This window comes from Pseudoalteromonas sp. MMG005 (genome assembly GCF_018101015.1).
Taxonomy (GTDB): Bacteria; Pseudomonadota; Gammaproteobacteria; order Enterobacterales; family Alteromonadaceae; genus Pseudoalteromonas; species Pseudoalteromonas aurantia.
The window spans coordinates 93,174-118,936 of the sequence record NZ_JAGJEK010000017.1; the positions used below are offsets into that span (position 1 = coordinate 93,174).

22 protein-coding genes are annotated in these 25,763 nt (G+C 39.0%); 10 read left to right on the plus strand and 12 right to left on the minus strand.

Annotation, left to right across the window (positions count from 1 at the left end; translation table 11 throughout):
* The first annotated feature begins 113 nt into the window (after positions 1 to 113).
* On the plus strand, positions 114 to 1,013 hold the full coding sequence (gene nhaR, locus J8M01_RS14600) for a transcriptional activator NhaR (RefSeq protein ID WP_192509360.1): 900 nt from the start codon (positions 114 to 116) through the stop codon (positions 1,011 to 1,013).
* On the opposite strand, the gene J8M01_RS14605 is transcribed toward nhaR, so the two are convergent.
* The gene (locus J8M01_RS14605) at positions 1,010 to 1,933 is read right to left on the minus strand and encodes a LysR family transcriptional regulator (RefSeq protein ID WP_211058481.1); all 924 of its coding nucleotides are present in this window, start codon (positions 1,931 to 1,933) and stop codon (positions 1,010 to 1,012) included. The genes nhaR and J8M01_RS14605 overlap by 4 nt on opposite strands.
* A gap of 204 nt (positions 1,934 to 2,137) precedes the next feature.
* Between J8M01_RS14605 and J8M01_RS14610 the strand changes: the two genes are divergently transcribed.
* Positions 2,138 to 2,602: an OsmC family protein gene (locus J8M01_RS14610; protein ID WP_211058482.1), complete on the plus strand. Its 465-nt coding sequence runs from the start codon at positions 2,138 to 2,140 to the stop codon at positions 2,600 to 2,602.
* Between the two features lie 103 nt (positions 2,603 to 2,705).
* On the opposite strand, the gene J8M01_RS14615 is transcribed toward J8M01_RS14610, so the two are convergent.
* Together J8M01_RS14615 and J8M01_RS14620 are read right to left on the minus strand one after the other, a co-directional pair.
* On the minus strand, positions 2,706 to 3,887 hold the full coding sequence (locus J8M01_RS14615; RefSeq protein WP_211058483.1) for a HAMP domain-containing histidine kinase: 1,182 nt from the start codon (positions 3,885 to 3,887) through the stop codon (positions 2,706 to 2,708).
* On the minus strand, positions 3,877 to 4,548 hold the full coding sequence (locus J8M01_RS14620) for a response regulator transcription factor (RefSeq protein WP_211049040.1): 672 nt from the start codon (positions 4,546 to 4,548) through the stop codon (positions 3,877 to 3,879). Before J8M01_RS14620 ends, J8M01_RS14615 begins: the two co-directional genes overlap by 11 nt.
* A 71-nt stretch (positions 4,549 to 4,619) precedes the next feature.
* Here J8M01_RS14620 and J8M01_RS14625 point away from each other — a divergent pair, with 71 nt between their 5' ends.
* Together J8M01_RS14625 and J8M01_RS14630 are read left to right on the plus strand one after the other, a co-directional pair.
* Positions 4,620 to 6,347 carry an amidohydrolase gene (locus J8M01_RS14625; RefSeq protein ID WP_211058484.1) on the plus strand — a complete coding sequence of 576 codons (1,728 nt, stop codon included), beginning with the start codon at positions 4,620 to 4,622 and terminating at the stop codon, positions 6,345 to 6,347.
* A 241-nt stretch (positions 6,348 to 6,588) separates the two neighbouring features.
* Entirely contained in the window at positions 6,589 to 7,527 is a 939-nt protein-coding gene (locus J8M01_RS14630) for a class I SAM-dependent methyltransferase (protein WP_211058485.1), read from the plus strand.
* 3 nt (positions 7,528 to 7,530) lie between these two features.
* On the opposite strand, the gene J8M01_RS14635 is transcribed toward J8M01_RS14630, so the two are convergent.
* The gene (locus J8M01_RS14635; RefSeq protein WP_211058486.1) at positions 7,531 to 8,013 is read right to left on the minus strand and encodes a YbaK/EbsC family protein; all 483 of its coding nucleotides are present in this window, start codon (positions 8,011 to 8,013) and stop codon (positions 7,531 to 7,533) included.
* 797 nt (positions 8,014 to 8,810) lie between these two features.
* Between J8M01_RS14635 and J8M01_RS14640 the strand changes: the two genes are divergently transcribed.
* Positions 8,811 to 12,224, plus strand: coding sequence for an ATP-binding protein (locus J8M01_RS14640; RefSeq protein ID WP_211058487.1), 3,414 nt, complete (start codon positions 8,811 to 8,813; stop codon positions 12,222 to 12,224).
* A gap of 36 nt (positions 12,225 to 12,260) precedes the next feature.
* Here J8M01_RS14640 and J8M01_RS14645 read toward each other — a convergent pair whose 3' ends face one another.
* On the minus strand, positions 12,261 to 12,833 hold the full coding sequence (locus J8M01_RS14645; protein WP_211058488.1) for a DJ-1/PfpI family protein: 573 nt from the start codon (positions 12,831 to 12,833) through the stop codon (positions 12,261 to 12,263).
* Between the two features lie 177 nt (positions 12,834 to 13,010).
* Between J8M01_RS14645 and J8M01_RS14650 the strand changes: the two genes are divergently transcribed.
* Positions 13,011 to 15,167, plus strand: a complete 2,157-nt coding sequence (locus tag J8M01_RS14650) for a M3 family metallopeptidase (RefSeq protein ID WP_211058489.1) — start codon at positions 13,011 to 13,013, stop codon at positions 15,165 to 15,167.
* A 280-nt stretch (positions 15,168 to 15,447) separates the two neighbouring features.
* On the opposite strand, the gene J8M01_RS14655 is transcribed toward J8M01_RS14650, so the two are convergent.
* Together J8M01_RS14655 and J8M01_RS14660 are read right to left on the minus strand one after the other, a co-directional pair.
* A complete protein-coding gene (locus J8M01_RS14655) occupies positions 15,448 to 16,368 on the minus strand; it encodes a diguanylate cyclase (RefSeq protein ID WP_211058490.1) in 921 nt (306 codons plus the stop codon).
* Between the two features lie 186 nt (positions 16,369 to 16,554).
* Complete coding sequence (locus J8M01_RS14660; RefSeq protein ID WP_211058491.1) at positions 16,555 to 19,338, minus strand: methyl-accepting chemotaxis protein; 2,784 nt, start codon at positions 19,336 to 19,338, stop codon at positions 16,555 to 16,557.
* Positions 19,339 to 19,813: 475 nt separating this feature from the next.
* On the opposite strand from J8M01_RS14660, the gene J8M01_RS14665 reads away from it, so the two are divergent.
* Entirely contained in the window at positions 19,814 to 20,863 is a 1,050-nt protein-coding gene (locus J8M01_RS14665; RefSeq protein WP_192509373.1) for a hypothetical protein, read from the plus strand.
* A 157-nt stretch (positions 20,864 to 21,020) separates the two neighbouring features.
* The gene (locus J8M01_RS14670) at positions 21,021 to 21,482 is read left to right on the plus strand and encodes a GNAT family N-acetyltransferase (RefSeq protein ID WP_192509374.1); all 462 of its coding nucleotides are present in this window, start codon (positions 21,021 to 21,023) and stop codon (positions 21,480 to 21,482) included.
* Here J8M01_RS14670 and J8M01_RS14675 read toward each other — a convergent pair.
* Complete coding sequence (locus J8M01_RS14675; RefSeq protein ID WP_211058492.1) at positions 21,471 to 21,740, minus strand: Rho-binding antiterminator; 270 nt, start codon at positions 21,738 to 21,740, stop codon at positions 21,471 to 21,473. The genes J8M01_RS14670 and J8M01_RS14675 overlap by 12 nt on opposite strands.
* A 269-nt stretch (positions 21,741 to 22,009) precedes the next feature.
* Between J8M01_RS14675 and J8M01_RS14680 the strand changes: the two genes are divergently transcribed.
* Entirely contained in the window at positions 22,010 to 22,378 is a 369-nt protein-coding gene (locus J8M01_RS14680) for a response regulator (RefSeq protein ID WP_192509376.1), read from the plus strand.
* Positions 22,379 to 22,391: 13 nt separating this feature from the next.
* Here J8M01_RS14680 and J8M01_RS14685 read toward each other — a convergent pair whose 3' ends face one another.
* Entirely contained in the window at positions 22,392 to 23,180 is a 789-nt protein-coding gene (locus J8M01_RS14685; RefSeq protein ID WP_211058493.1) for an AraC family transcriptional regulator, read from the minus strand.
* A 65-nt stretch (positions 23,181 to 23,245) separates the two neighbouring features.
* Between J8M01_RS14685 and J8M01_RS14690 the strand changes: the two genes are divergently transcribed.
* A complete protein-coding gene (locus J8M01_RS14690) occupies positions 23,246 to 23,629 on the plus strand; it encodes a DUF3224 domain-containing protein (RefSeq protein ID WP_211058494.1) in 384 nt (127 codons plus the stop codon).
* A 9-nt stretch (positions 23,630 to 23,638) separates the two neighbouring features.
* On the opposite strand, the gene J8M01_RS14695 is transcribed toward J8M01_RS14690, so the two are convergent.
* The 3 genes from J8M01_RS14695 to J8M01_RS14705 all read right to left on the minus strand — a co-directional run bounded on the left by J8M01_RS14695 (position 23,639) and on the right by J8M01_RS14705 (position 25,694).
* Positions 23,639 to 24,193: a DUF3833 family protein gene (locus tag J8M01_RS14695; protein WP_211058495.1), complete on the minus strand. Its 555-nt coding sequence runs from the start codon at positions 24,191 to 24,193 to the stop codon at positions 23,639 to 23,641.
* Entirely contained in the window at positions 24,190 to 24,711 is a 522-nt protein-coding gene (locus J8M01_RS14700) for a chalcone isomerase family protein (RefSeq protein ID WP_211058496.1), read from the minus strand. Before J8M01_RS14700 ends, J8M01_RS14695 begins: the two co-directional genes overlap by 4 nt.
* Positions 24,712 to 24,773: 62 nt before the next feature.
* Positions 24,774 to 25,694 carry a LysR family transcriptional regulator gene (locus J8M01_RS14705; RefSeq protein ID WP_211058497.1) on the minus strand — a complete coding sequence of 307 codons (921 nt, stop codon included), beginning with the start codon at positions 25,692 to 25,694 and terminating at the stop codon, positions 24,774 to 24,776.
* Positions 25,695 to 25,763: the final 69 nt, after the last annotated feature.

The window sequence follows — 25,763 nt, forward strand, 5'->3', positions numbered from 1 at the left end:
GTATAAATTTAGTGTAATTAGTCGCGCCTTTATTGCAGGCATGTAGTTAATCTACTAAGGTATATAAAAAGATTAAAGCTGATTATTTCTTACTTATTCATCGGTAAAAGCGAATGATAACAAACATAAATTACAACCACCTCTATTATTTTTGGCAGGTAAGCAAGCATGGCAGTATTGCGAGTGCAAGCAAGGTCTTACATTTGACGCCGCAAACCGTCAGCGCACAGATTACCAGTTTAGAGCAGCGCTTAGGGAAACCATTATTCATACGCGAAGGGAGAGGGCTGAGATTGACCGAATTTGGTCAAATTACTCAACAATACGCTGATGATATGTTTGCGATTGCTGAAGAGTGGCTGGAAACAACACAAGGAGACTTGGATCATATATCGCGAACGCTAAGAGTTGGGATTTCTGATGCATTACCTAAATCTTTGGTATCAAAGTGGTTATCACCGTTTATAGATAATGAACGGATCACGAATTTACATTGTATTGATGGTCAGCAAGCTGAGCTGCTTGCCCAGATGTCGATCCACAAGCTAGATTTAGTCTTAGCTGATAAGCCATTAGACAGCACATTGCCATTTAAAGCATTTTGTCATGAGCTCGGTAAAAGCCAATTAGGTTTTTTCGGTAATAGAGCATCACTTGATGCACTAAAAGAAAGCTACCCTAACTCTCTTGCCGATGTTCCAGTCATTCTCCCTGCTAAGTCAAGTCCGATGACGAGTGCAATTAAATACTGGTTAGAGCAACAGAGTATCGAAATATCTATAGCAGGTCATGTCGATGATAGTGCATTGATGAAGGCATTGGGTCAACAAGGCTTCGGCTTATTTGCAGCCCCGTTGCTTGTCAGTAAAGAAATTGAACGTCATTATGATGTGAGTCTAATAGGTAGCATTGACAATGTTTACCAGCACTATTATGCATTTACGCCAGATAGGTTAATTAAAGACTCTATCTATTCTGAATTTGTAAAATATGCGCAGCACATTCATATTTAAAGATTGTGTGGCTGAGATGCGTGAATAAATTTATGTTTTAACCATGATGTGAATTGATGAAGGTCTGATGCTTCCTGTGGCTTTTCTGGACTAACTAAGTAATAGTTGTAGTCGAGTTTTAACACTGTATTGCCACACTGAACCAGCATACCCCATTTTATTAAGTCTGAAACCATATGATGCCATGCTAACGCGAGCCCTTGTTTGTGCTTGGCAGCTTCGAGTGAAAGTCCTACATGACTAAAATGACGGTGTATCATTTTTGTGTCAACACAAATGTGATGTTTTGATAACCAGTGTTGCCAAGTTAAGTTACTCAGCCCATCCTCAAGAGCTGCGTTGTATTGTAATAAGGGATATTGAGAGACGAGCCTTGATATATGATTATCGCATCCCACCGTTAACAGATCTGGATGGCAGACTGGATAAACGTATTCTGAAGCGAGAAATTGGGCATGGTTGTTTTGGGTATAGCCAGTACCAAAATGTAGGTGGGCGTCTATATGGGATGTGGAAAAGTTGACGAGTTGGTCTTGTGCATGTAATACGATGCTAATATCAGGGTGCAAATCATAAAAATCAGGTAGTTTTGGCAATAACCAGTTTTGTGCTAATGATGGGATGGCGGCAATATGTAACGTGCGCAGCTTTGTTGTAGAAATACTTTTTGAAACGCCCTCTTGAATTAATGATACACCCTTGTTGGCATTTTCCATCAGAGCTTTGCCTGCTTCAGTGAGCATGATCCCTTTGGATTGGCGCGTAAACAGTGATACACCAAGCTGCGATTCAAGTAATTTCATTTGATGACTTATTGCACTGGGAGTGATGTGTAAAATTTCTGCAGCGCGTGAGAAGCTCAAAGTTTGTGTGACAACCGTAAAAGTATGAATTGCTGAGAAAGAGAATTGGGTTGTCATATCTTTGATGAGTTTAAATCATAGGATTGATGATTATGACCGTATATTTAAGAGTAATTCAAGGTTTTACTGGAGTTACTATTTAAAAATTAAGTTGTTGTGTGAGTATTACTCATGTGAGGGTGATGGATTTTCGCTTTTTTTAGAACCGCGAGTTATGCAAAATATGTGGTGTTGAATTACGATAAAGTTTGAGGAAAAAGTATGTCTAACTATCAGGCCGTTATACAGTGGAATAAACAAAGTACAGAGTTATTTGTTGATAGAAAATACAGTCGTGTACACCACTGGCTATTTTCAAGTGGCACACGTATAGCTGCATCATCATCACCGAGTATAGTCCCAGTACCCTACTCAAATGAAGCTCATATTGATCCTGAAGAAGCTTTTGTAGCGGCGCTATCAAGCTGTCATATGTTGTTTTTCCTTGATTTAGCTGCACAAAGAAAACTCATAATTGAGTCGTATTATGATGATGCACTCGGAACACTTGGTTTAAACCATCTTGGTAAAAAAGCAATGACGAAAGTCGTCTTAAACCCCAAAGTAATTTGGGGCGCAGGTGTTGAGGTTGAGCATAGCTTGATTGAAAGCCTTCACCATCAAGCTCACAAGCTATGTTTTATCGCCAACTCTGTACAAACAGATGTGTCAATTAACTTAGCTTGATATGATTTATTGGGTTATAAAACAAAGCTTCACGATAATGTAAGTACTAACTTATATTGCAAAGTATATTTATTGTTATTCATTCATGGTGATACTTCGGTGACTAAATGGGCTTGCTAAATATTACTTCTAACGAAAATAACGGAGGTTCATGTGCTATTTCATGGTGCCAATTGAGTTTTTGACATATCTGCTTTAGTAGTAATAGTCCTAAGCCAGAGCCCTTTGTATCAATTTTTGATGCAATGCAGGGATTACTAAATACCATCCGTGTATGAGATAAAGTCGTGGTCACTTCACCATTGCCGTGTTGTAAAGCGTTTCGATAAACTTGTGTGAGTAGTAAACTGACAAGCGGTTGATGTGCATTAATGAATGTCACCTCGGTGGTTATTAGGTTGTGTATGAGCCCATGAGTGGTATATAAAGCTGCAACGGTGTTGATTGTTGCATTGAGGTTTATGGGTTTAATTTCATGAGGGTTAAGATGCCACAAGGCTAAAATGGCGGTACTCGTCTCAGTTAAATTAGCTTGAGCGCACTCTAATTGCTCGATAATTGATAAAGACTCAAATGGTAAATTATCTAGTTGTTGTAGACGGGCTAAACTGTGCCTAATTTGTGTTAAAGGTGTTCGCACTTCATGACTTAAATAGGCTGAAAGTAAGCGGTCTTTTTGTTGTGCATAACGTTCGGCTTTTCGCGAAATAAGGAGTGCGTCAGCGATATTTTGTAACTCAATAAACTTAAATTCTAGTGCTTTGTGCTCTGGGGTTATTAACTGTTCTAGCAGGCGAGTTTGCTGTTTGATGCGGTAGGCTGCTTTACCTATCACATAAAGGAATATGGTCGTCAAAGCACCCATTAGTAACATCAGAAAAGGTAGAATCGGCGCCGATTCATACTCATCAAAATAGTGCATGACGAAAATCATTGGTGTATCTGCATCATGCTGGTACGGCAAAATATAGACAGCGTCTTCTTGATAGTTACCAAAATATATGTCGTTAATAGGAAGTAGCTTTGCTTTCCATAGCGATTGGGCCCAAGCTGGTAAATCCTGTTCATCGGAGGTTATCAGCTTAAAGTCATCTATGTATGGTAATACCTGATTTTGTATAACGGCTTGTTCTGCATCATAAAACAGATAATGGGCTGCCGTTTCATCCAGAGCAAAGTCATAACTTACTTTCGCCATACAGCCCCATAGAAACATGACTATTAGCGCACATAACCCGAAACGCGCAATAAGATAATTAACGAGTGATTGGTTGTTACTCATCATCGCGCTCTTTAAGTGCTAAGCCTTGTTTCTTCAACGTGTGTAACAGTACTTTCTCGTTCGGCTTTGTTATATTTGTACGTAAACGTGTTACAAGTGATTTATACATATTATTATTCACATCTTGGTCAGGCCAAATTGTGGCAATGAGGTTGTCTTTACTTACAGGGTTGGGGCTATGGGTGATAAGCAGAGCCAATAGGCTCCACTGCTGGGGAGATAACACTAATGTTCGTTCGGCTCTTTTTGCTATCTTGGCATCTAAATCAACAAACAGGGAGTCGAGTTGGAACGTGGTATTTTTTGCCGGGGTGTTTTTTCGGGCAAGCAGTTTTATACGTACAGCGAGCTCCTCTAATGCGAAGGGCTTAGTGATGTAATCTAAGGCTCCCACAGAAAACGCAGCAAGTTTGTCAGTGAGCGCATTACGCGCAGATAGAAATAATATGGGGGCACTGTTTTTTTCTAGTGTTTTGGCAAATTCAATTCCAGTGCCATCAGGAAGGTTTATATCTAAAATAATGGCCTCATAATACATACCTTTTGAAATACTTCTAGCTTGTGTTAGTGAACTTGCATAATCAACTTCGATACCCTCTGCATTTAAAAAATCGATGGTTTGGGCTGCTAAGATAGAATCGTCTTCTACCAGTAATATAATCATAGTTAGCCTATGCTGTTACCTTATGGTTACCTCTATCCTGATATTGTATCGTGAAACCTAAGGAGTCAACTATGAGTAATCCAACTATGATATTAAGTACGACTTTACTGGCAATATCTTGTGCTATTTCCGGCTGTGGTAGCGATTCGAATTCTGTGACAGCACCAACAGTTGAAAGTGATGGTGACTTATCTAGTCATGTAGTCGCAACCAAAGTGTTCACAAATGGAGAAGTATATACGGTAAACCCTGAGCAGCCTTGGGCACAAGCTGTGGCACTCAAGGGTAACAAAATTATCTTTGTTGGTAATAACCAAGGTGTAAAAGCGTATTTAGGGAAAAGTACCCACATTATAGATCTTAAAGGGAAGATGATGATGCCTGGTTTTCATGATGTGCATATGCACCCTTTGGAGTCTGCATCTGCAGCAACGCAATTCACAATTCCTGCCTATGCAAGTGAAGGAGAATACATTGATGCGATTTACACAGCGTCAGTGCAAAATCCAGACGCTCAATGGTTAATTGGGTATGGCCATGAAATTACTTCTTTACTTGAAATGGAACGCGCTCCTTTATCGGTTATCAATGAAGCCGTAGCAGATCGGCCCGTCATCATTATGGAGCAAACTTCTCATTCGATGTGGGTGAATGGCAAAGCATTGCAACTTTCTGGTATTAATGTCAATAGCCAAGATCCTATTGGCGGAGTTTATGGCCGGGATGTTTCCGGAAAATTAGATGGTATTTTATATGATAATGCCGGCAATCAGGTTATGGAATTGGCGATGAAGTCGCTACCGAATGCACAGCAGCAAGATCATTCTGGCCTAATTGAATACACTATGCCTGAGTTAAATAAAGCGGGGATCACTTCGATTAGTGATGCGCGCACTTATTGGCAGCGAGGTCACTTAGAAACGTGGCAGCAAGTTGAAAAGGACGATAAGTTGACATTACGTGTCAGTTTGGGGTTATGGGCATATCCGGGAATGAATGATGAGCGCCAAATTTCAACGCTTAAGTCTTTGTACCAAAATGACCCACAGAGTTTGCTCAAAGTGAATCAAGTTAAGTTCTATATGGATGGTATTTTGGTTAATACGACTGCTGCGATGCATGAACCATATGATACAAATTGGCTCGATTTGTATCAAAATAAAGGTTTGAATTATTTTACGCAAAGTCGTTTGGAAAAGTATATTAAAGCGCTAGAGGCTACAGGCTTTGATTTTAATATCCATGGAATTGGCGATAGAGGCATTCATGAAGCACTGAATGCTATTGAGCGCGCATCAAAGGGCAATGCTCGACATCGTATAACCCATTTGGAAGTTGTTAACTCAGAAGACTATACACGTTTTGAAAAGCTGAATGTGATCGCAGATGCGCAAGTTGCGGGTGAGTTTACAGATCCTAACCATTGGCCTGATACCATACCATTAATAGGTAGCGAGCGTGCCCAAGGCCTTGTGCCAATTAAAAATTTACTGAGTGCAGGTGCTACCCTCACGCTCAGTAGTGACTGGAATGTGAGTACTTTTAACCCATTTGTTGGCTTGAGTAATGCGATATCGAGGGTTCCACAAAACATTACACTTGCCCAAGCAATTGAAGCATATACAATAAATAGTGCTTATGCGATGCGTCAGGAGCAAGTGGTCGGTAGTATTGAGGTAGGAAAATTAGCGGATCTTGTTGTGCTAGACAGGAACTTGTTTGAGCAAAATGCATCTGAAATAAAAAATACCAAAGTTGAAATGACGTTACTAGACGGTGAGGTTGTGTATCAACGTTAACTCATTAACTATATTTATGTAATATAAGGGGGGAGAACGCCCCTTTTTCAATTCTGATTTAGTTCTGGGAAGTCGTTTGAATACTGATGATAAATACCTTGCTAGGCTATACCGTTTTGTTACTCAATAAATCTCTCATAGTCGTGACTCCTAATTTATGCGCGATTTCTTATTCGACTGAGCTGTTACTTTTTTTCAAGGCACGTACAATGTGCATATTTGAAATTATGTGTACATAATTATGACCCCAGCAGCTCTAACAACACTTGATCAGCACATTCGTGAGGTGAGTTATTTTGGTGATGAAGTACGTCGCCTGTTTCATGGGCGAGGTCGGTTTTACCCTGGCTTAGAACAGCTCACTGTTGATTGGTTAAATGGACAAATATTAATTTCTTTATTTAAAGAACCTTCAGTTGAATTTATCAAGGAATTGACTCAATGCGTTGATAAATGGACACAAATACCAATGTGGCAAGAGCAAGTTCGCAGTGTTTTATTGCACCACCGTAGCCGACAAGGTGCCCCTATGGATGTGCTATTTGGAGAGCTCACCCCAACTCAAGTAGTGATTGAGAATGGTTTAAAGTTTTCACTTGATTTAGGGTTAAAGCAAAACAATGGACTGTTTTTAGATATGAGAAACGGTCGAAAATGGGTAATGGAAAATGCCAGAGATAAAAATGTGCTCAACCTCTTTGCTTATACGTGTGGTTTTTCTGTGGCGGCAATCGCAGGAGGTGCAGCTCAGGTTGTCAATTTAGATATGGCAAAAGCAGCATTGAGTAAAGGAAGAGATAACCATCGTCTCAATCAACATGACACGGATAAAGTGAAATTTTTAGGTCATGATCTGTTTAAATCTTGGGGGAAATTGAGAAAGTCTGGACCTTATGATTTAGTCATAATTGACCCGCCAACATTTCAAAAAGGCAGCTTTGCTTTGACTAAAGACTATAAAAAAATATTACGCCGTTTGCCTGAACTGCTGAAAAGCAACGCTTATGTACTAGCATGTGTGAATGATCCAAATTTAGAATCACAGTTTTTGATAGATGAAATGTTAGATCAGGCGCCAGAAGTAACATTTGTTACGCGATTAAACAATCCGCCAGAGTTCGTTGATAATAATATTGAAGGAGGGTTGAAGAGCTTACTATTTTCATATGGCAAAATTTAATGTTTATTTTGCAAGCTCTATCCATACGCCTTGAGTCAGTAAGTTAAAGTTACAGGCTTTAAGCTCAAAGACTGCATTGGGCGTCCCCGCGGCTGCCCAAATGACATCATAGTTTTTTAGTTCATTGTCTAATATTGTGATGACTTGTTTATTTAATGCAACAGGAGGGACGCCGCCAATTGCATATCCAATTTTTTCTTTAACAAATTTGGCATCAGCCTTGTCTAATTCAATCCCTGTTGCGGCAAATACTTTGTCTTTACAAACCGCGTGCTTTCCAGAAGTGACGACTAATACTGGCTCCCCCGAATCTCTATTTTTGAATATGAGAGATTTGGCTATTTGAGCAATATCACAGCCTAGGGCTTGCGATGCATCGAATGCAGTTCTAGTTGAATATGGGAGTTGTTTAACGACAAATGCGATATCAAATTGTGCAAGGTAGTCTTGCACTCGTTGGGCACTTCCTTTTAGCGTAGTTGACATCTTAACCTCTCTCGGGCGGGAGACTTACTGGTTGCGTATTGTATTTATATCGAATGGGCATGTGATATTCAAGCTTGCGTTACATTCTGCAAGCTTTTGCAATGCTAGAAAATAAAATTAACTCGTAAAATTTAGCCAAATATTACTGGTTTTTGTTTTGGAAACGTAAATTTTATGGTGTTATTTAGATAAATTTAAATTTAAGATGAAATCCAACCGTGAGAATATTTCATGTTTTTATTGACAAATAATAATACACTAGGATGCTGAAATATAGGGCTTTAAGTTAAGTGTATTGACATAATGTTGTTGCTTGACCTACACACTTAAGGACTCTGTATGGGGGGATTCATCAATACTCCGTTAATTGACCTGTGATTTAGACAGAATCATTTTTTACATAACACGTGATGAATGTGTGTTTTACGGTCGTAAGCTGCTGTGTTTGGCACTTTTGCAAAAAATGCACGATAAGAAAATGTTGACTTAGTATAAGAGTGTAGCGCTAATGCTGTTATTAATAGATGGGTAAGACATTACGTGAATTTTTAAATGAGTAACCGGTTTGATGAATGTGCAGTACTGTCGGTAAGAGTTAGCATCAAATCTTAATGTATGTCCTAACTATAGAAACCAAAATGAGCAAGTGTGGCTTTATATTAGAATTGTTCAATCTGTATAGTTGTAAATTGATCTATATATCCTAAAGTGTAGTTAGAATTAGATGGTATTGACTGAGTAGGTTGTGCAGTAAGTCAGCATCATCAGGGATGTTGTTAGCAGGTTTGAAGGAATATATGTACTCTCGTTACGCAATGCGACTTAAGCGGATGTCGGTACCATTCATCTTGTTGGTGCTAATTGGTACGCTGATCATATCTTTGTTCTTTTTTGAACAGAAAATTCAACGTGAGGCCCAACACAGTGTTGATGAGTCTTTGACATTTTTATTGAAAAATAAAAAACAGCATTTATCTGAATATATCCAAATAAATAGTGATTTTTTATTTTTTTTGTTAGATACCCCACCGATACAAGGCGTTTCCCGAGCGTTGTTGAATGAAGGGGTAGACCCCGTTGATGGTATAACTGTAACACGTTGGAAAGAGCGCTTAAGTACTATTTTTCAGTCAATGATGCACACGTATACTGATATTCGGCAATTGAGGTTAATTGATAGCAGCGATGGTGATGAGCTGGTCAGGGTTGATCGTTTCGGTGGTGTTGTTAAAGTACAACTTGAACCTAAATTACAAAATAAAGCAAGCAAAGATTACTTTACTGAAACGCTAAAATTAAATGAAAGAAGCTTGTATGTATCTCAATTAGATCTAAATAAAGAGCGTGGTAAAATAGTACATCCTATCGAGCCTACGTTAAGGTTTGCGTTACCTGTTTATAATGATGATAACGTATTACTTGCTGTACTGGTATTAAACCTCAATGCCGAAGAGTTACTACAAAATCTATACAGCAACGTTGAACCAGCGTTACAGTTATTACTGTTAACCCAAACAGGTCATTTCATTTATCATTTTGACGAGGCATTGCGCTTTAGCCGTGATCTGAGTCCGAATACAACATGGCAATCCTTATACTCAAAAGAGCCTTGGCTGTATGGCGGCCTATCTCTTGTCACGTTAAAGAAGGATGAAAAGCAGCAGTTTATTTCAAAAGAGGGAGTTTTAAGAACATCATCGAGTGACCAGCATGGTTTAATTAAAATTATGGTGGCTATGCCTATTTCAACGTACACAGAATTACTATTTGAAAAGAGATTGAGTACTTATGGTTTACTTGTGGTGCTGAGTTTGATCTTTGTGATTGTTTTGACAATTGTATGGTTCTACTTTAAAAGCTCTCAAAAACTTATCGACACTCAGTCAGAATTTGCAGATATTATTGATGGGGCTTCTGGTGGCATTATTGGTTTTAATACGAAGCTACAAATAACCAGTTTTAATCGCACCGCGGAGCGGTTTTTTCCTGAATTGGCGCGCAATATTGGTATTGGGTATAAAATCTTAGAGCCGTATGTGGAACAGGATTTTTTCCACCATGTATTAAATCAAGTCAGTAAAAGTCAAGTAATTCGCCCTTTAGAGGTCACTTTAGAGCGTGAAGAAGCGCAGGTTATTGACCTTGAGTTTACTATTTCTCCCATTCGAAATGCCAATACAACGATAAAAGGGTTTGCTTTATTCATTACAGATGTGACCGCTCAGAATAAGGCCAAAGACAAGATTAAGAATAATAATGCATTACTAGAGCAGCAAGTCACAGAGCGAACTGCAGAGCTTGAAAGTGCGAAAAAACGAGCTGAGGAAGCGTCCAACATAAAAAGCTCATTCATCTCAAGTATTAGCCATGAAATGAGAACCCCCCTCAATGGCATTCTGGGCACATTAAACTTGGTGTGTAGAGATGTCGTATCTAAACAACAAAAGAGTTACTTAGATATGATGAAAACCAGTGCACAAACATTAACGAGTTTAATTAATGATATTTTGGATTTATCGAAAATTGAAGCTGGGAAACTGGAGCTAGATAGTGAATTGTTTGATCCTATTTCTTTGTTGGAACATGTCACTTCATCTATAGGGGTAAAAGCACAAGAAAAGCAATTAGATTATCAATTAGATGCTCTAGATATTGAGTATTTAGGACTATTTGGTGATGCGAGTAGATTGAAGCAGGTGTTATATAATCTGTTAAGTAATGCAATTAAGTTCACGGAAAAAGGTGGCGTATATGTAGTTGCAAAAACGGTGACAGATAGCGAATATGTTTGGCTTGAAATAAATGTGCGTGATACGGGCGTTGGCATTTCGAAAGACAATTATAATAAGTTGTTTCAAGCATTTTCTCAAGAATCTGCAACAATCACAAGTCAATATGGTGGTACTGGCCTTGGATTATCTATTTGTAAACAACTGTGTAAACTGATGGGAGGAGATATCTCTTTTTCTTCAGAGAAAGGTTGTGGGAGTGAGTTTATATTGCGGTTGCCCTACCCTATTGAAAGTGCCAAACCACTTCATGTTATGCCTGTATTATCAGGTACTCGTGTTTACATTGAAAGCCCATCTCCTGAATTCGTTCAGTTTTTAGAAAAGCTAACGACCCGTTTTTCAGGCGAAGTAACGCACCAAGATAACGCTGATTATTGGTTTATTGATGCACCAAGTAGTGCTATGGAACGACATATTAAACATCCGTTGGCAAGTAAACGTTGCTGTGTATTTTATGATGCGATGAATTGTATTGTGCCAGCTAATGTTCGTGCGAGTGTGGCCAAACCAATACGTTATCTCGATGTATTGGTATTAATTAATAAAGATAAAGCGAATATCATGTTTGATTTGATAGAAGACAATCAGCCTCATCCGCAAGAGCCCGAACAGTACCGAGCGCTGAAAGGAAAGGTTGTTATGGTGGTAGATGATAATCAAATTAATCTTGAGGTAGCAAAAGGAATGTTGGTGTCACAAGGTATCGATGTATTGATGGCAAATTCTGGAATTGATTTATTAGATAAGCTCAATGTGGCATCAGCCCAGTCTTTGGAGATTATGGCAATTTTGATGGATTGTAACATGCCATTAATGGATGGTTATGAAGCGACGAGTGCCGTTCGCGCAGGAAAAGGCACAGAGCATTACCGAAATATACCTATCATTGCGATGACTGCAGGTACTATGTCGGGTGAAAGAGAGCGCTGTTTGTCTATCGGCATGAATAATTACATCACTAAGCCGGTAAATCCCGATAACTTGTTCAGTACATTGATACTATATATCTCTGATGATATTGAGCGTGGAATAGAAAGTTCCACGACCTTTTTGGAAGTGCTTGAAGATGAGCAAACCCTCAACATTGAAGATGCATTAGAGCGCATGCAAGGTGATAAATCACTGTATTTAATGGTTTGTGAGTTATTTTTGGCTGACGCCCCTACCAAGTTTGATGAAATAGCACTGGCAATAAAGAACGAAGCGCACGAAGAAATTAAACATTTAGCACATGCGATTAGAGGTCAATCAGGAGATGTAGGTGCAGAAAAGCTATTCTCGCTGGCGGTAGTGCTTGAAGAGGATGCTTGTACACAACCAACGATTGCTATTTATGAGGCGACGTATAACAAAATGCTAGAAGAGTTAATACGAGTCAATAAAAGGATCGATAGTATGCGTCATGTCAAAGCCAGCTGAAGTAGTTGTTTTGCGCGCTGTTGATATGATTTATGTTTACGGAAGCCAATCATAGCCCATCTGCCGTGCAGTTTTATGGGCTATGCCTTTACCAAACTTAGATTGAATAATTGATAAGCTCATATCTATCCCCGCAGCTATCCCCGCAGAGCTAGTAAAATTTTGATCTATAACAAAGCGTTGGTTTTTTATAACTTCTAGTTCTGGGTAACTATGTTGGAGTTCACTCGTATCACTCCAGTGCGTGGTAACCTTTTTTCCATCAATAATACCTGCTTGGGCAAAAAGAAATACGCCTGTACACACTGATGCGCATGCGGGAGTGTGCCTCGCTGTTTCGGCCAGCCATCGAAGGACTGTGGGGTTTTTTATGATACCTGTGTGTATACCTCCTGCAGCGATGAGTAATTCGAATTTCGGGTGACCATGAATACTGTAATGGGGGTTGACACTCAGTCCTCCCCTTGCTTTTACAGGGGAATGAGTTGGTGCGATTAAACTGACATTGATGTGTTGTTCAGTAAAGCGGTTAGCAGTGCAAAACACCTCAAAAGGCCCACAAAAATCGAGTACTTCAACATTGTCATATATAAATATACCGATTTCCATATTTATACCAAGATCAGTTTCTTACTAAGTTGCATCAATATGAGGACAATTGCAACAGTCATTTTTATTGAACGCGATAAATTGGCTTTTGCCGCGAATTGATTGCATGTTTTGATAGTGATATTAGACTAACGGCCATTGAAGGTTGTAGACATAACTAAATTGAAAGAGAACAATATGATTAAATCAACAATAACGGCGCTAAGTGTTGCTGTTGTTATCGGCTTAAGTGGCTGTAACAATACGTCAGAATCACAAGGGACTGATATGGTGAAAAAAGCGAATTATTCAAATGTTCTATTACAAGAATTCTCAGGCCCATTTCAGGGCGTTCCACAGTTCGACAAGATGAACCTTGTAGATTTGAAGCCTGCATTAGAAATGGGGATGGCTGAACATTTGGCTGATGTAGATAAAATAGCAAACAACCTTGCATCACCAACATTTGATAACACCATTGCAGAATTAGAGCGAGCAGGGAAAAGCTTAGATCGCGTTTTTACGTATTATGGTATTTGGAGAAATAATAAGTCATCGGCTGAAGCGCGTGAATTGCAAAAAGAAATAGCGCCTAAGCTTTCGGTGTATGACTCAAAAATAATACAAAATAGTAAGTTATTTAATCGTGTTAAAGCGGTTTTTAATAGTGATGAGTATAAAGTATTAACACCTGAGCAGCAGCGTATTACTTGGCTAACTTATAATAGCTTTGCTCGAAATGGTGCTACATTGCAAGGTAATGCAAAATTACGTTACGCAGAAATTAATCAGCAATTAGCCTCTTTGCAAACGAAGTTTTCTAGTAATGTCCTCGCTGATGAGGAAAGCTATGTTGTTTATTTAAATGCATCTCAATTATCAGGTTTACCGGAGTCATTTGTGGTAGGTGCGGCAGCGGCAGCTGCGGAGCGAGGCAAAGTTGGTCAATATGCAATAACAAACTCTCGTTCATCTATGGATCCGTTTTTAACCTACTCAACAGAGCGCTCACTTAGAGAGCAGGTATGGAAAAATTATTACAATCGAGGTGGGAATGGCGATCAATATGATAATAATGCAATAATTAAAGAAATCTTAACGTTACGCCATGAACGAGTACAGTTGTTGGGGTACGAGAACTACGCACAATGGCGTTTAGAAGATAGAATGGCGAAAACACCAGAGAATGCTAAGGCATTAATGGACCAAGTTTGGCCTGCGGCTGTTGCTCGCGTAAAGGAAGAAGTTGCAGATATGCAGGCGATAGCGGATAAAGAAGAGGTAAAAATAACAATTGAACCTTGGGATTATCGCTTTTACTCAGAAAAAGTACGTAAAGACAAGTATGCTTTAGATTCAAATGAAGTGAAGCAATACTTACAACTCGATAAACTCCGAGAGGCAATGTTTTATGTCGCTGGGCGACTGTTTAATTTTGAGTTTTCAGAGGTAGTAGATGGTTCGGTGCCTGTGTATCACGATGATGTACGTGTCTGGGAAGTAAAAGATAAGGCGTCAGGTAAACATGTCGGATTATGGTATTTAGATCCATTTGCGAGAAAAGGAAAGCGTTCAGGTGCTTGGGCAAATACATTTAGAAGTTATACCACGATGGATGGTGAAACTAATGTGTTGAGCACGAACAACTCTAACTTTGTAAAAGGGCCAGAAGGTAAGGCAACATTAATTTCTTGGTCTGATGCACAAACGTACTTCCATGAATTTGGTCATGCATTACATTTTTTATCTGCTGATGTTGTCTATCCTCAATCACATTCTGGAGTGCGTGATTACACTGAGTTTCAATCACAGCTACTTGAGCGTTGGTTAACAACTGATGAAGTGATTAATCAATTCTTAGTGCATCATGAAACGGGTAAACCGATACCCAAAGAGCTGGTCGCTAAGATTAAGAAGTCAGCAACCTTTAATCAAGGCTTCTCAACAACTGAGTATATGGGTTCAGCAATAATGGACTTGTTATATCATAGTACGGATCCGACAAAGATTGACCCTGCTAAATTTGAAAAAGAGCAACTGACAAAGTTGGGTATGCCTGCGGAGTTGGTAATGCGTCATCGCAGCACTCACTTTGGGCATATTTTTTCAAGTGAAGGATATGCAGCAGCATATTATGGATACTTGTGGGCTGAGGTTTTAACTTCAGATGCTGCTGAGGCGTTTGCTGATGCGCCAGGTGGATTTTATGATGAAGCACTGGCAGAAAAGTTGGTTAAACACCTATTTTCGGTCAGAAATGCGATGGATCCAGCTCAAGCTTATCGTTTGTTTCGTGGACGAGATGCGGATGTTAGCGCACTAATGCGTGACCGAGGCTTCCCTGTTAAGCAATAAGATTAAATAAGTTTTGAAGAGAGCTCACAAAAGTGGGTTCTCTTAAATTATGTGCTTATATCTGGCGAGGGGACGAATTGTCACGAACGTTTTTTTGGAAATAATTTCCACCAGAACATGGCTTCAAAAGTAAAGCCGCAGATTATAAAAATAAAAAAACCGCTTTTAATTCCAGCACTATAGCTTGATAGTGCCGCTATAAGCAGCAAAAATAGAATCATAACCCGATATATAATATGCATAATTGCTTCCTACTGTTGGTTCTAATTAACTCACACAACTATTCATTTAAGATTGAAAACTTATTTCGACCTGTTTCTTTCGCGTTATATAATGCAGCATCGGCGCGACTTAGTAACTGTTTGGTATCACATCGCTGACTTTCAGCTAAAAAGGTCATACCCACACTCACTGTCACTACTTCCATAGGCGAACCGATGTTTATTATTGACAGATTTTTAATTGCTGAGACAAGTTGGTTGGCAATACTTTTGGCGCCGTTTTGAGAGGTGTTGGGTAATAGCACAATGAACTCTTCCCCTCCGTACCTAAAAACCGTATCTATGGGTCTTTTTATTTGGTTTTTCAGTGTAACGGCAACTTGTTTCAGTACATCATCTCCTTGTAAGTGGCCGTATTCGTCATTGTATTTCTTAAAAAAATCAATATCAATCATCATTGCGGCAAACGGCTGCTGTAATCGGGTTGTTTGCTTAAGTAACCGTACTATTTCCATATCGAAGAAGCGGCGATTGTAGATACCTGTTAAACCGTCGACAAAAGAATATTTTTTTAATAAATCAGTTTGTAGCTTGTACTTTAAGTGTGTTTTTACTCGGTTTTGTAATGTTTTTGGGACTATTGGTTTTGGTACAAAGTCGACAGCACCAGAAGACCAACAAAGTTCTTGGTTGGCTTCGCTGGTGTTCGATGTGACAAAAATAACTGGAATTTCAGAAAGTTCTGAAATATCTTGCATTGTTTGGCATGCTTCAATACCTGACATTCCTTCTAATACCCAGTCCATTAATACCAAATCAGGTTGAGAATCTTGGCAGACACGAATTGCCTCTTCCGCGGATTCAACGGCTGTTACTTTACACACGCTTCTTAAGCAACTCACCAGTAGTTGGCGCATTAAAGATGAGTCATCGACCACAAGTACCCAGCAGTCATCCATGTCATTTAAGCCTTGAAACATAGTCTTTTAAAACCCTTCTTTTGTGGCGCATAAGCCGTATTACTAACGTTACTTAATCCAAATTTAAACTAAAACAAAAATAAAATCACGTTAATATACGGTGCGAGATAAATAAATACGCTTATACACTCCTTAAATTGAGCACCTCATCAGTGCCCCACTGTTGCTCAAAAGTATGGCAGTTCATTATGAATTACCAGAGACCAATTGGAACATTTTTGGTGGCGCAGGAGCAGGCAATAATTCCTGGTTTTGTGATGTATTAAATGTTGATATTTGTTGTAAAAGATATCGTGCTTGTTCTCGCATTTCTTGTCCAGCTTGGGTTGATTGTTCAACCAATTGCATGTTCTTTTGAGTTAAACTATCAAGTTGGGCTACGGTAGATGAAACGGCTACAACACCATCAGATTGTTCTTTACCTGCACGAGCGATATCCATAATCATACTATTAACTTCCTGAACGACGAGGGTCAATTCTTTGAAGCGTTCACCGGATGTCACTACCAACTCACTGCCTTTGGAAACCGCTAAGCTGCTATCTTCAATTAAATTTTTAATTTCTTTGGCTGCTGATGCACTTCGTTGTGCTAAATTGCGCACTTCACTTGCAACTACTGCAAAGCCTCTACCTGCCTCCCCTGCTCTAGCAGCTTCAACAGAGGCATTGAGTGCAAGTAGGTTTGTTTGAAAAGCGATTTCATTAATTACTCCGATAATATCGGATATTCTGTTACTACATGCTTCAATATCAGACATGGCAGATACCGCGTTTGACACGGTTTCACCACCTTGTGACGCCTTCTCCATCGTAAGCTCAGTGCGTGCAGAGACATCTTGGGTGCTTTTAGCATTTTGTTGCACGGTTGCGGTTAATTGTTCCATGGTGGATGCCGTTTCTTCTAAACTAGATGCTTGGCGCTCAATACGTTTACTTAACTCTTCGCTGTCAGTCGCGATGTTTTGTGCACCTTGGAATACATTGTTTGATGCTGCGGTGATCTCATGAATCATGTTGTTTAGGTTGCGTGTAAGCCCATTCATCGCGTCTTTTAATATATTGAATTCATTCCCTAAATCATCATGTATTTGATGAGATAAGTGGCCTTCAGAAAGAGAGATGATGGCATCTTTAATACTCTTTATTGCTAACTTTCTCGCCGTGATATCGGTTGCGTATTTAACAATTTTAAAAGGTTTACCGTTGGTATCCAAGATGGGGTTGTACGATGCTTGGATCCAGATATCAGTGCCATCTTTAGCCTGTCGCTTGTATTCTCCGCTATCGAATTGACCCTGATTTAATTTTTGCCAAAATAAACTGTATTCATTGCTAACAGCATAGTCTGGGTCGACAAATATACGATGATGCTTTCCTTGAATTTCTTCTAAGCGGTATTGGGTGGTTTTCAAAAAGTTGTCATTGGCATGAAGTATGGTGCCGTCCAAATTAAACTCGATAACAGCTTGTGATTTATTTATTGCACTGAGCTGCCCTTCATAGTTTGCGCTTTTGGTCTTTTGTTCTGTGATATCGGTGGCGAACTTTACGACTTTTATGGGTTGGTTATCAGAATTAAAAATTGGATTGTATGTTGCTTGGATCCAGATTTCTTTTTTACCTTTTCCGAGGCGTTTATACTCGCCTGAATGAAATTTACCTTGCTTCAATGAAGACCAAAAATCACGATACTCTTGACTATTGGCGTAACTTGGCTCGGCAAATATACTATGATGTTGGCCTTGTATTTCATCGAGGGTGTAACCCATAGCAGACAAAAAGTTGTCGTTCGCGGTCAGTATGGTGCCATCCATGTTAAATTCAATGACTGCTTGAGATCTATTGATTGCTTCAAGTTGACCTTTAAAGTTTGCGGTTAATTGTTTTTGTTCTGTAATATCTGCGGCATATTTAACTACTTTAAAAGGTTTACCACTTAAGTCAAAAATAGGGTTATAGGAAGCTTGTATCCATATTTCTCGTGCATTCTTGTCTAATCTTTTAAATTCTCCAGAGCTAAATTGTCCTGCGTTTAATTGCGCCCAAAAAGTGTGGTATTCATCGCTTTGGGCATATTGCGGGTCTAAAAATATTTTATGATGTTGCCCCACTATTTCATCAAGCGTATACCCCGTTGTAGCTAAAAAGTTTTCATTAGCAGAAATGATTGTGCCATCCATCGCAAATTCTATCACCGCTTGAGATGTACTAATTGCATTAAGTTGACCTTCATAGTCGGCCGCTTGTAATTTGCTCGCGGTTATATCTGAGGCGTATTTTACAACCTTAAAAGGTTTATTTTCGCTATCAAAAATCGGATTGTAAGTTGCGTGTATCCATATTTCTTTGTTGCCTTTAGCTAGTCGCTTAAATTCTCCTGAGTAATATTGTCCTTGTTTTAAGTTACGCCAAAAGTCACGGTATTGCTCGCTTTTTGCGTAGTCTTGCTCGGCAAACATACTATGATGTTGGCCAATGACTTGATGACGTTCATACCCCATGGTACTCAGAAAGTTATCGTTTGCTTTTAAAATATTTCCGTTTAAGTCGAACTCTATTACAGCTTGTGATTTATCTATGGCTGTAATTTGTCCATTGCTATCAATTTGTTGTTCTTTGTATGACGAAATATCAAACAGTATGAGTATTATTTTATCCCCAAGTGAGCTGTCAGTTGGCTCTGTTGAGGTGACGCTAAACCAAAGAGTGCGGCCTGCTTTTGTGGCTACTTTAAATTCACAGGGTGATGTATTCGAGCTTGTGTGCTCGAAACCTTGCAATACCGCCTTGATGGGCGAACCGATTAAGTCAGTATCAAGATAGCCGGTTAGGGATAAGAAATGCTGGCTAAGGTGAATGACATTTCCAGCATTGTTGACTTCAATAATGGATTGACTATGTTCGATTAAACTTAACTTTGATTGTATCGCTATTTGATTTAAGCGATCAGTCCTTGAAGTAAATATCATGGAAAACCACGTATATAAATGAGTTATTTATACAAAAAGATAGTTCAACATAAAGGTTCTGCCACTGTGCAATTCGTATATTTCTAAATAGTTGGGTTACAGCCAACAGGGTAACAGTGTTTACCTACAAAACGCCTCAGAAGTTTTAATACTTTCTAAGTCTGCCTTTGTTTTTAGGTACAAATGAGAGAGGGTTATAGATAATGGCCTCTTTGGTCAGACCTGTGTGTAGGGTTATGAATTTATTATCGAAGTTGTGTGTTTGTTTTTATTTTAGGTATATAAAAACTAATACTAAAAAGTCATTTTTATTATTTTAACTAGAACAATGGGATTTATTTTGATACAAATGGTGCAACTTTTGACATACTAAAAAATAAAAAACTAATACAAAGGATTGTTTTGGCAAGCCTCATGGAGCAGGAAAATTGCTATATGTCACTTTTGATAGCTAATTATACTGTTGGAGGTCTTAATGGCTTTGTATCCGTCTTTTTCATTCACACCGTATGGTCGAAGTTCGTTGCCGAGTATTGTTTTAACGACACTGGTTTTATTATTAGTGACGTTACTGAGCTTTCCAAGTTATGCACATAAAGTAATGTCGGGAGAGCTGGCTAAGCATTTAAAGGCCATAAATTACGGCTCTAAATCGGATGATAAATGGGTACAACCAAGTCTTCATGAACAACAGCAGTTTGAGGCCGGATTTGCAGCTTTTATTTCGCAAAACTACCCGCTAGCCCAAGAGTTAGTCGCGCCAATTGGATATGACGTAGCACAGTTTTTTGATACCAATACACAAACCACATATTATTTATTGCAAGAGCGTGCCACATTACCAAGTGCAGATTTCCGTGGTGGTGGTACGTACATTTATAACCCAAATGGATTAAACGCTATTTTACAAGCGCCACACCCCAAAAGAGACTCATTTACAGGTACGCAAGCCATTGATGCATTTCTATTTACTGAAACTAAATTATTGATGCTTGCCGGTACGCGTAGAGACAGTAGTCACGCATTAAGTTCGTGCACAAATGGGCATTATGAAGCCAGCGATGTGGCACATCAAACCGACTCATATTTCAACGTGGTACACAAATACATGAGTGACTTTGACGATAACTCAGTTTTTATTCAGTACCATGGCTTTGGGAAGACAACGCTTGCTAAGTTGCAAAATCAGTGTATGACAAACAATGATCTCATGCTTAATTTGAGTGAAAGTGTGAATTACAACACAACCGAGAATGAGCAAAGTATTTTGCACTCATTACGCCGAGCTGTTGAAGAGGATGGTAAAATTGCAGCATGCGTATATGGTAATGATACAAAAAGCTTGGGCGGAACTTGGAATGTACAAGCGCGGTACACCAATGGGTCTGCCAATATATGTTCGACAAGCTCTACGGCCTCGTCGAAGCGGTTTATACATTTAGAGCAAAGTTATAACGTCCGTAAGTTTCATCGAGATGACATGCAAAAATACTTGAAGAAAGCTTTAGAAAACCACTTTTTGTAAGTAAGTTGTTGTTTTATATTTGCTATTTTAGTGTCGATAGCGATGCGTAGTAAAAGGTTACAAATTTAAACTTATTTTACTTGTTACTCACTATTATGTCGGTATAGTTTGTCCTCACATTTGGAATGTTTCGTTAAACACTGAGTTGAGTGAGTATATGCAATTAGTTGATTTAAACCCTGAAGATAGCCATGTTATTGAATTATTCTCAGAAATAGATCGATTAATGAATTCCTTATATCCCGTGGCAAGTGCACAGTCACTTGAATTACCAGAATTAAAACAACCGAACGTACATGGCATTGGCTTAATGAACGATGATGGCATCGTTGCGTGTGGTGCAATTGTAAAGCAGTTTGATAATACCCTGTACGGAGAGCTTAAACGGTTATATGTGAAGCCGAGTTACCGTGGTAAAGGGTTATCTCGTCGTATAATGCAAACACTTTTACATTATGCTGGCGAAGCACAAATTCCCCTTATGCGATTAGAAACCGGTAGTAAACAAACAGAAGCGATCAACTTGTATGAAAGTCTCGGGTTTTCTCGATGTGAAAGGTTTGGTTTGTATCGTGACAATTCGTTAAGTGTGTTTATGGAATTGCCATTAAACTCGTAGGTAGTTGAAGTGGGGATTAGGCGTCAATACGTGTATTTCTGCGATAGTGTCTAATTCAATGAGTATGGGTTGTTCATCACATACTATGCATATGCACTGTTGTCGTTGCTGATTATATTGTGTATCAAGGGCCCTACCTTGGTAGTTATCCGCCGAGCGAGTTGTTATTTTGATTGAATAGTTATACAGGCAAGCTATTTCAATAAAATCATGATCATCACATGTCATTACTTGGTTTACCCTTGTGTGGTTATTCATCGTACTACGCTATTTAATCCGTAAAACGTGCAAATGTCACGCATTACATCTTTCTATTATTGTCTCATATCTGCTTTGACTAAAATTTGATACACAACTTTTTAATACATTGACTTGCTATCTTAGCATTGCTTTTAAAGCGCAGAGATTAATATTTGAATTCAATGTTATCGCTTACTTTCAAGATAGGAGATATAGGCTACACTCATTATCTACTAAGTTTTAGCTCGCTCATAATCGTTTGTTTTTAATCTAGGTAAGGAGGCCCAATGCGTATACTCGTAGTTGATGATATGGCATCTATGCGACATGTGATGATAAATATGTTACGCCACGTTGGGTTTAAAGATATTGATGAGGCGGTTGATGGTTATCAAGCAATGGTCTTACTAAAAAGTCGGCCATATGATTTAGTTATCTCTGATTTAAATATGCCTAAGATTGATGGACTACAATTATTGCAAGCGATCAGGCAAGATCGAATATTAGCGAATACACCTTTGCTAATGGTGACTTGCGAAAGTGATAAAGAAAAAGTACAGCAAGCGTTGTTAGCGAAAGTAAATGGCTTTGTGATCAAGCCTTTTAACATGAACACATTAGAAAAACAGCTTAATCGATTGCACTTGTTGGAGTAGATGTAAAACCCCTTTACAGCTTGAGGTATTGATTAGGTGTCAAGCCAAGTATTTTTTTAAATTCTTTAATTAAATGAGCCTGGTCGGTGAGACCGAGCAATGTAATTACATCATATATATCAATTTTTTCCTCTTCTAACAGTTGCAAAGCATGTATACAGCGTTGCTTTCTGAGCAACCATTTAGGTGCTAGGCCAATATGTTTAATACATAGCCTTTGCAATGTTCTGACTGACAATTGAGATTGCTTGGCCCATTGATCAACGGTATTTATGGTGGGGTTGTTTGCTAGAATTTGCCAAGTTCTATTCATTTTTTCTTGTGAATCGTCAGGTTGTGGAAGATGTGACAGAAGCTGGTTGAGAGTTGTAATACATATTTGATGATTTTCCGTGTTATGCAGTGCATCACTTTGGCATTCATCAAAAAGAAAACCACTATTAAAATGCAAATTTTGCAGCTCCTGATGAGGATACGGAAGTATTGTATTGAGTGCACCGACACGAAACTTCACACCAATTAAGGTTTTGCTACCCTGTAACGGCGTTTCATATGCGTGCGTCATAACACCCGTACAATATAGACTTTGCTGGTCAAAAATTAAATGCATATTAGGGCTAGGTAAATTTCGCTGTATCCAAGTAGCTCCACATTCGAGTTGCCATGATACAAACCAATAGCAATCAACGAGACGTTTTAAGTTTTCAGATGGTTGATACTTTTTTAGATTATAATTAAGTGTGCTTTTGTTGGCATGGTATACGCCTGAACTAGGTTTGGAATGAGTATTAAGTTGTCGCATTTTTACAATTACCAACAGAGAAGGTTTTGTAATCTTGCCATACACCGTGAATTATAGGAAAAGTTATGACAAAATTTACCATAGAAAGTTGGCAAGAGAGTGATATCTGCAAAGAAAGCATGAATGAAACGACTATACGCAGCGCCACGATTAAAAAACACTATATAGGTGTTTTGCAAGGCAACTCCATAACGCATTATAGTTTATGCTATTTGCCCGATGGCAGTGCGGTCTTTACTGGAATAGAAGTTTTTACTGGTGAATACAACAACTGCAACGGACAGTTTGCACTATCTCATGAAGGGAAATTCGAAAAGGGCGAGGCCAAAGGTTCTTTAACGGTTGTTGCAGGCAGTGGAATTGGACAGCTGAAAACCATATCTGGCCATGCTCACTTTTGTGCCGGAGAACAAAGTGAGCATGAATTACATACGTCGTTTACACTGTAAAAAAACCGACTAATGTGGGTCTTTTGTTGAGCGTTGCTTTTGCATAAAGATGGTTACTTCGGCCATTACGATGCCAAACTTACTGATATAAGAACGGTTTACAATAGTATCGCTATCAAACGCCCACATCCAGTCGTCAAAGTGTACGGTGTAACTTGTACTATTAACCGGTAGCTCCATGTTGTAACTCCATTGCATGGCATTGCCGTACACTCTGCCTGTTGCGTTATTTTTTATATCAGATGCAGTGCCTCGAAACTGTTTAGCACCGTCTTTTTCAATTTTCCATACTCGCTTTAGTGTGCCGTTACCGACACCGTATTTGAACGTTTCATCAAGGGTAAGTACATTATTGTTGCTCACGCTACCGCGAATATTAACGGTGAACCTCTGTATGAGTTGGCCGGACCTATCTTGTACTATACCCCAAGCTTTTACGTCTGAATTGAAAAACTTGAATGGGTCGAAATATGGTGTAGCATCTTCATACACCTCACCTTTAATCGATACACCGCAGCCACTGATTATCATACATAGCGTTGCAGCAAATAACCCTTTTTTCATGGTGCTTCCTCAAGTGCCAATAATTCTTTTCTCATCATCGGCTCCGATGTGCGTTCGTTAAGCCAAATGGCAAAAAAGTGCGTGGTAAACTCAGTGTCACTGACTTGACCAATGAGCTGATCATCATTGTAAAAAACGCTTTCTCCGGCTGCATTTCTAACACCTAATAATTGAGTGCCATTTTTAACATCAGGAAAAATGTTTTGCATAGTAACCCGCCATCGCTGTAATTTTTGATGATTGTTAAAACCTTGTTTTTCCATCTCATCAATCGAACGGTTAGCGATATCATGTCCAGACAAGTCTCTTAAGTAATTGAGTTTTAAAGCAAATGGTTTAGCAGCATCGTAGTGGCCATTTTGAGCATAGAGCGTTGCATCATAAATATCCCAAAATAAATAACTCATACGGCTTGTACTTCCTACTGCCTTCGGGTTTTCTATGAATAAGCTCATAGGGGTTGCGTATACCAACTTTAAATTCATTAGCATGGCAATGACAAACGCTATGGTTTTCATCTTGGATGTCCTTAATACGGAAGGTTTTTATACATACGTAATGTAAGGTGCTGTTGGTTCACTCACTCCTCAGTAATATGATCAAAGACTGTGTGTAGTGTATTTTTGAACCACATAATTTTTGGATCTTGTAGACGAGTTTTATGTATATAAAACTTTAAGTTGTAGTTTGGCACCGCGACAGGAGGTTGATGTATCTTTAAGGCCAATTGTTTTTTGACGAAACGGGCGTAATGTTGCGGTAATGTCAGTAACCAACTGGTGTTATTGACCATATAGGGTGCATTTAGTACATAGGGGGTCGTCAGTGCTATTTTCCGTATTGCTCTATGCTTGACGAGTGCTTTATCTACGACTCCTCTCCCCTCGTTCCAAGGTGCGATCAAGACATGTTGATATGCAATAAAATCGTCTAAAGAAATGCTCTTTTGATCAGCAAGCGGGTGCTGTATAGACATGACAGTAACATAATTGTCTGCAAACCAAGTCACACCTGAAATGCTTTGTGAAAGCTCAGCTTGGTGAGCAAAGCCACACGCAAGATCAATTTTCCCAGATTTCAATTTTTCTTCAGGGATCCGCTGTTCAAGTGAAACGAGTCGAATTGAGATATTGGGGTGATAACGTTGAATGTGCTCTAGCAATGGTTGCATGCACCATGCTGTGTAATCTGTTACAGCAATAACATAAGTTGTATCGGCGTTGGGGTTGAATTGCTCAATCGGTGTTAGTCCCAATTGCAATATCTCCATTGCTGGCAATATTTTTGCCGCTAAGTTTTCTGAAAACAGTGTTGGTTCCATTTTATTTTCGATGCGAATAAATAGGTCATTATTGAGTTTTTGCCGTAATCTAGTTAATGCGTGACTGCATGCAGATTGACTGATGTTTAACACATCAGCGGTATCACTGACTGAACCCGTTTGATACAAAACGGAAAAAAGTTTGAGTAAGTTTAAATCTATATTTGATATATTATGCATGGAATTCATTCGCTCAGTGCAATATATGCACTTAATACATGTGTTTTTTTAGCATACACTGAGGTTTGT

Bases quoted from the DNA above. Each gene is read 5' to 3' on its own strand.
- J8M01_RS14610 (WP_211058482.1), top strand. From the start codon at position 2,138: ATGTCTAACTATCAGGCCGTTATACAGTGGAATAAACAAAGTACAGAG.
- J8M01_RS14680 (WP_192509376.1), top strand. From the start codon at position 22,010: ATGCGTATACTCGTAGTTGATGATATGGCATCTATGCGACATGTGATG.
- J8M01_RS14615 (WP_211058483.1), bottom strand. From the start codon at position 3,887: ATGATGAGTAACAACCAATCACTCGTTAATTATCTTATTGCGCGTTTC.
- J8M01_RS14660 (WP_211058491.1), bottom strand. From the start codon at position 19,338: ATGATATTTACTTCAAGGACTGATCGCTTAAATCAAATAGCGATACAA.
- J8M01_RS14655 (WP_211058490.1), bottom strand. From the start codon at position 16,368: ATGTTTCAAGGCTTAAATGACATGGATGACTGCTGGGTACTTGTGGTC.
- J8M01_RS14605 (WP_211058481.1), bottom strand. From the start codon at position 1,933: ATGACAACCCAATTCTCTTTCTCAGCAATTCATACTTTTACGGTTGTC.
- J8M01_RS14705 (WP_211058497.1), bottom strand. From the start codon at position 25,694: ATGCATAATATATCAAATATAGATTTAAACTTACTCAAACTTTTTTCC.
- J8M01_RS14650 (WP_211058489.1), top strand. From the start codon at position 13,011: ATGATTAAATCAACAATAACGGCGCTAAGTGTTGCTGTTGTTATCGGC.
- J8M01_RS14645 (WP_211058488.1), bottom strand. From the start codon at position 12,833: ATGGAAATCGGTATATTTATATATGACAATGTTGAAGTACTCGATTTT.
- nhaR (WP_192509360.1), top strand. From the start codon at position 114: ATGATAACAAACATAAATTACAACCACCTCTATTATTTTTGGCAGGTA.
- J8M01_RS14630 (WP_211058485.1), top strand. From the start codon at position 6,589: ATGACCCCAGCAGCTCTAACAACACTTGATCAGCACATTCGTGAGGTG.
- J8M01_RS14625 (WP_211058484.1), top strand. From the start codon at position 4,620: ATGAGTAATCCAACTATGATATTAAGTACGACTTTACTGGCAATATCT.
- J8M01_RS14700 (WP_211058496.1), bottom strand. From the start codon at position 24,711: ATGAAAACCATAGCGTTTGTCATTGCCATGCTAATGAATTTAAAGTTG.
- J8M01_RS14690 (WP_211058494.1), top strand. From the start codon at position 23,246: ATGACAAAATTTACCATAGAAAGTTGGCAAGAGAGTGATATCTGCAAA.
- J8M01_RS14620 (WP_211049040.1), bottom strand. From the start codon at position 4,548: ATGATTATATTACTGGTAGAAGACGATTCTATCTTAGCAGCCCAAACC.
- J8M01_RS14635 (WP_211058486.1), bottom strand. From the start codon at position 8,013: ATGTCAACTACGCTAAAAGGAAGTGCCCAACGAGTGCAAGACTACCTT.
- J8M01_RS14670 (WP_192509374.1), top strand. From the start codon at position 21,021: ATGCAATTAGTTGATTTAAACCCTGAAGATAGCCATGTTATTGAATTA.
- J8M01_RS14665 (WP_192509373.1), top strand. From the start codon at position 19,814: ATGGCTTTGTATCCGTCTTTTTCATTCACACCGTATGGTCGAAGTTCG.
- J8M01_RS14675 (WP_211058492.1), bottom strand. From the start codon at position 21,740: ATGAATAACCACACAAGGGTAAACCAAGTAATGACATGTGATGATCAT.
- J8M01_RS14640 (WP_211058487.1), top strand. From the start codon at position 8,811: ATGTACTCTCGTTACGCAATGCGACTTAAGCGGATGTCGGTACCATTC.
- J8M01_RS14695 (WP_211058495.1), bottom strand. From the start codon at position 24,193: ATGAAAAAAGGGTTATTTGCTGCAACGCTATGTATGATAATCAGTGGC.
- J8M01_RS14685 (WP_211058493.1), bottom strand. From the start codon at position 23,180: ATGCGACAACTTAATACTCATTCCAAACCTAGTTCAGGCGTATACCAT.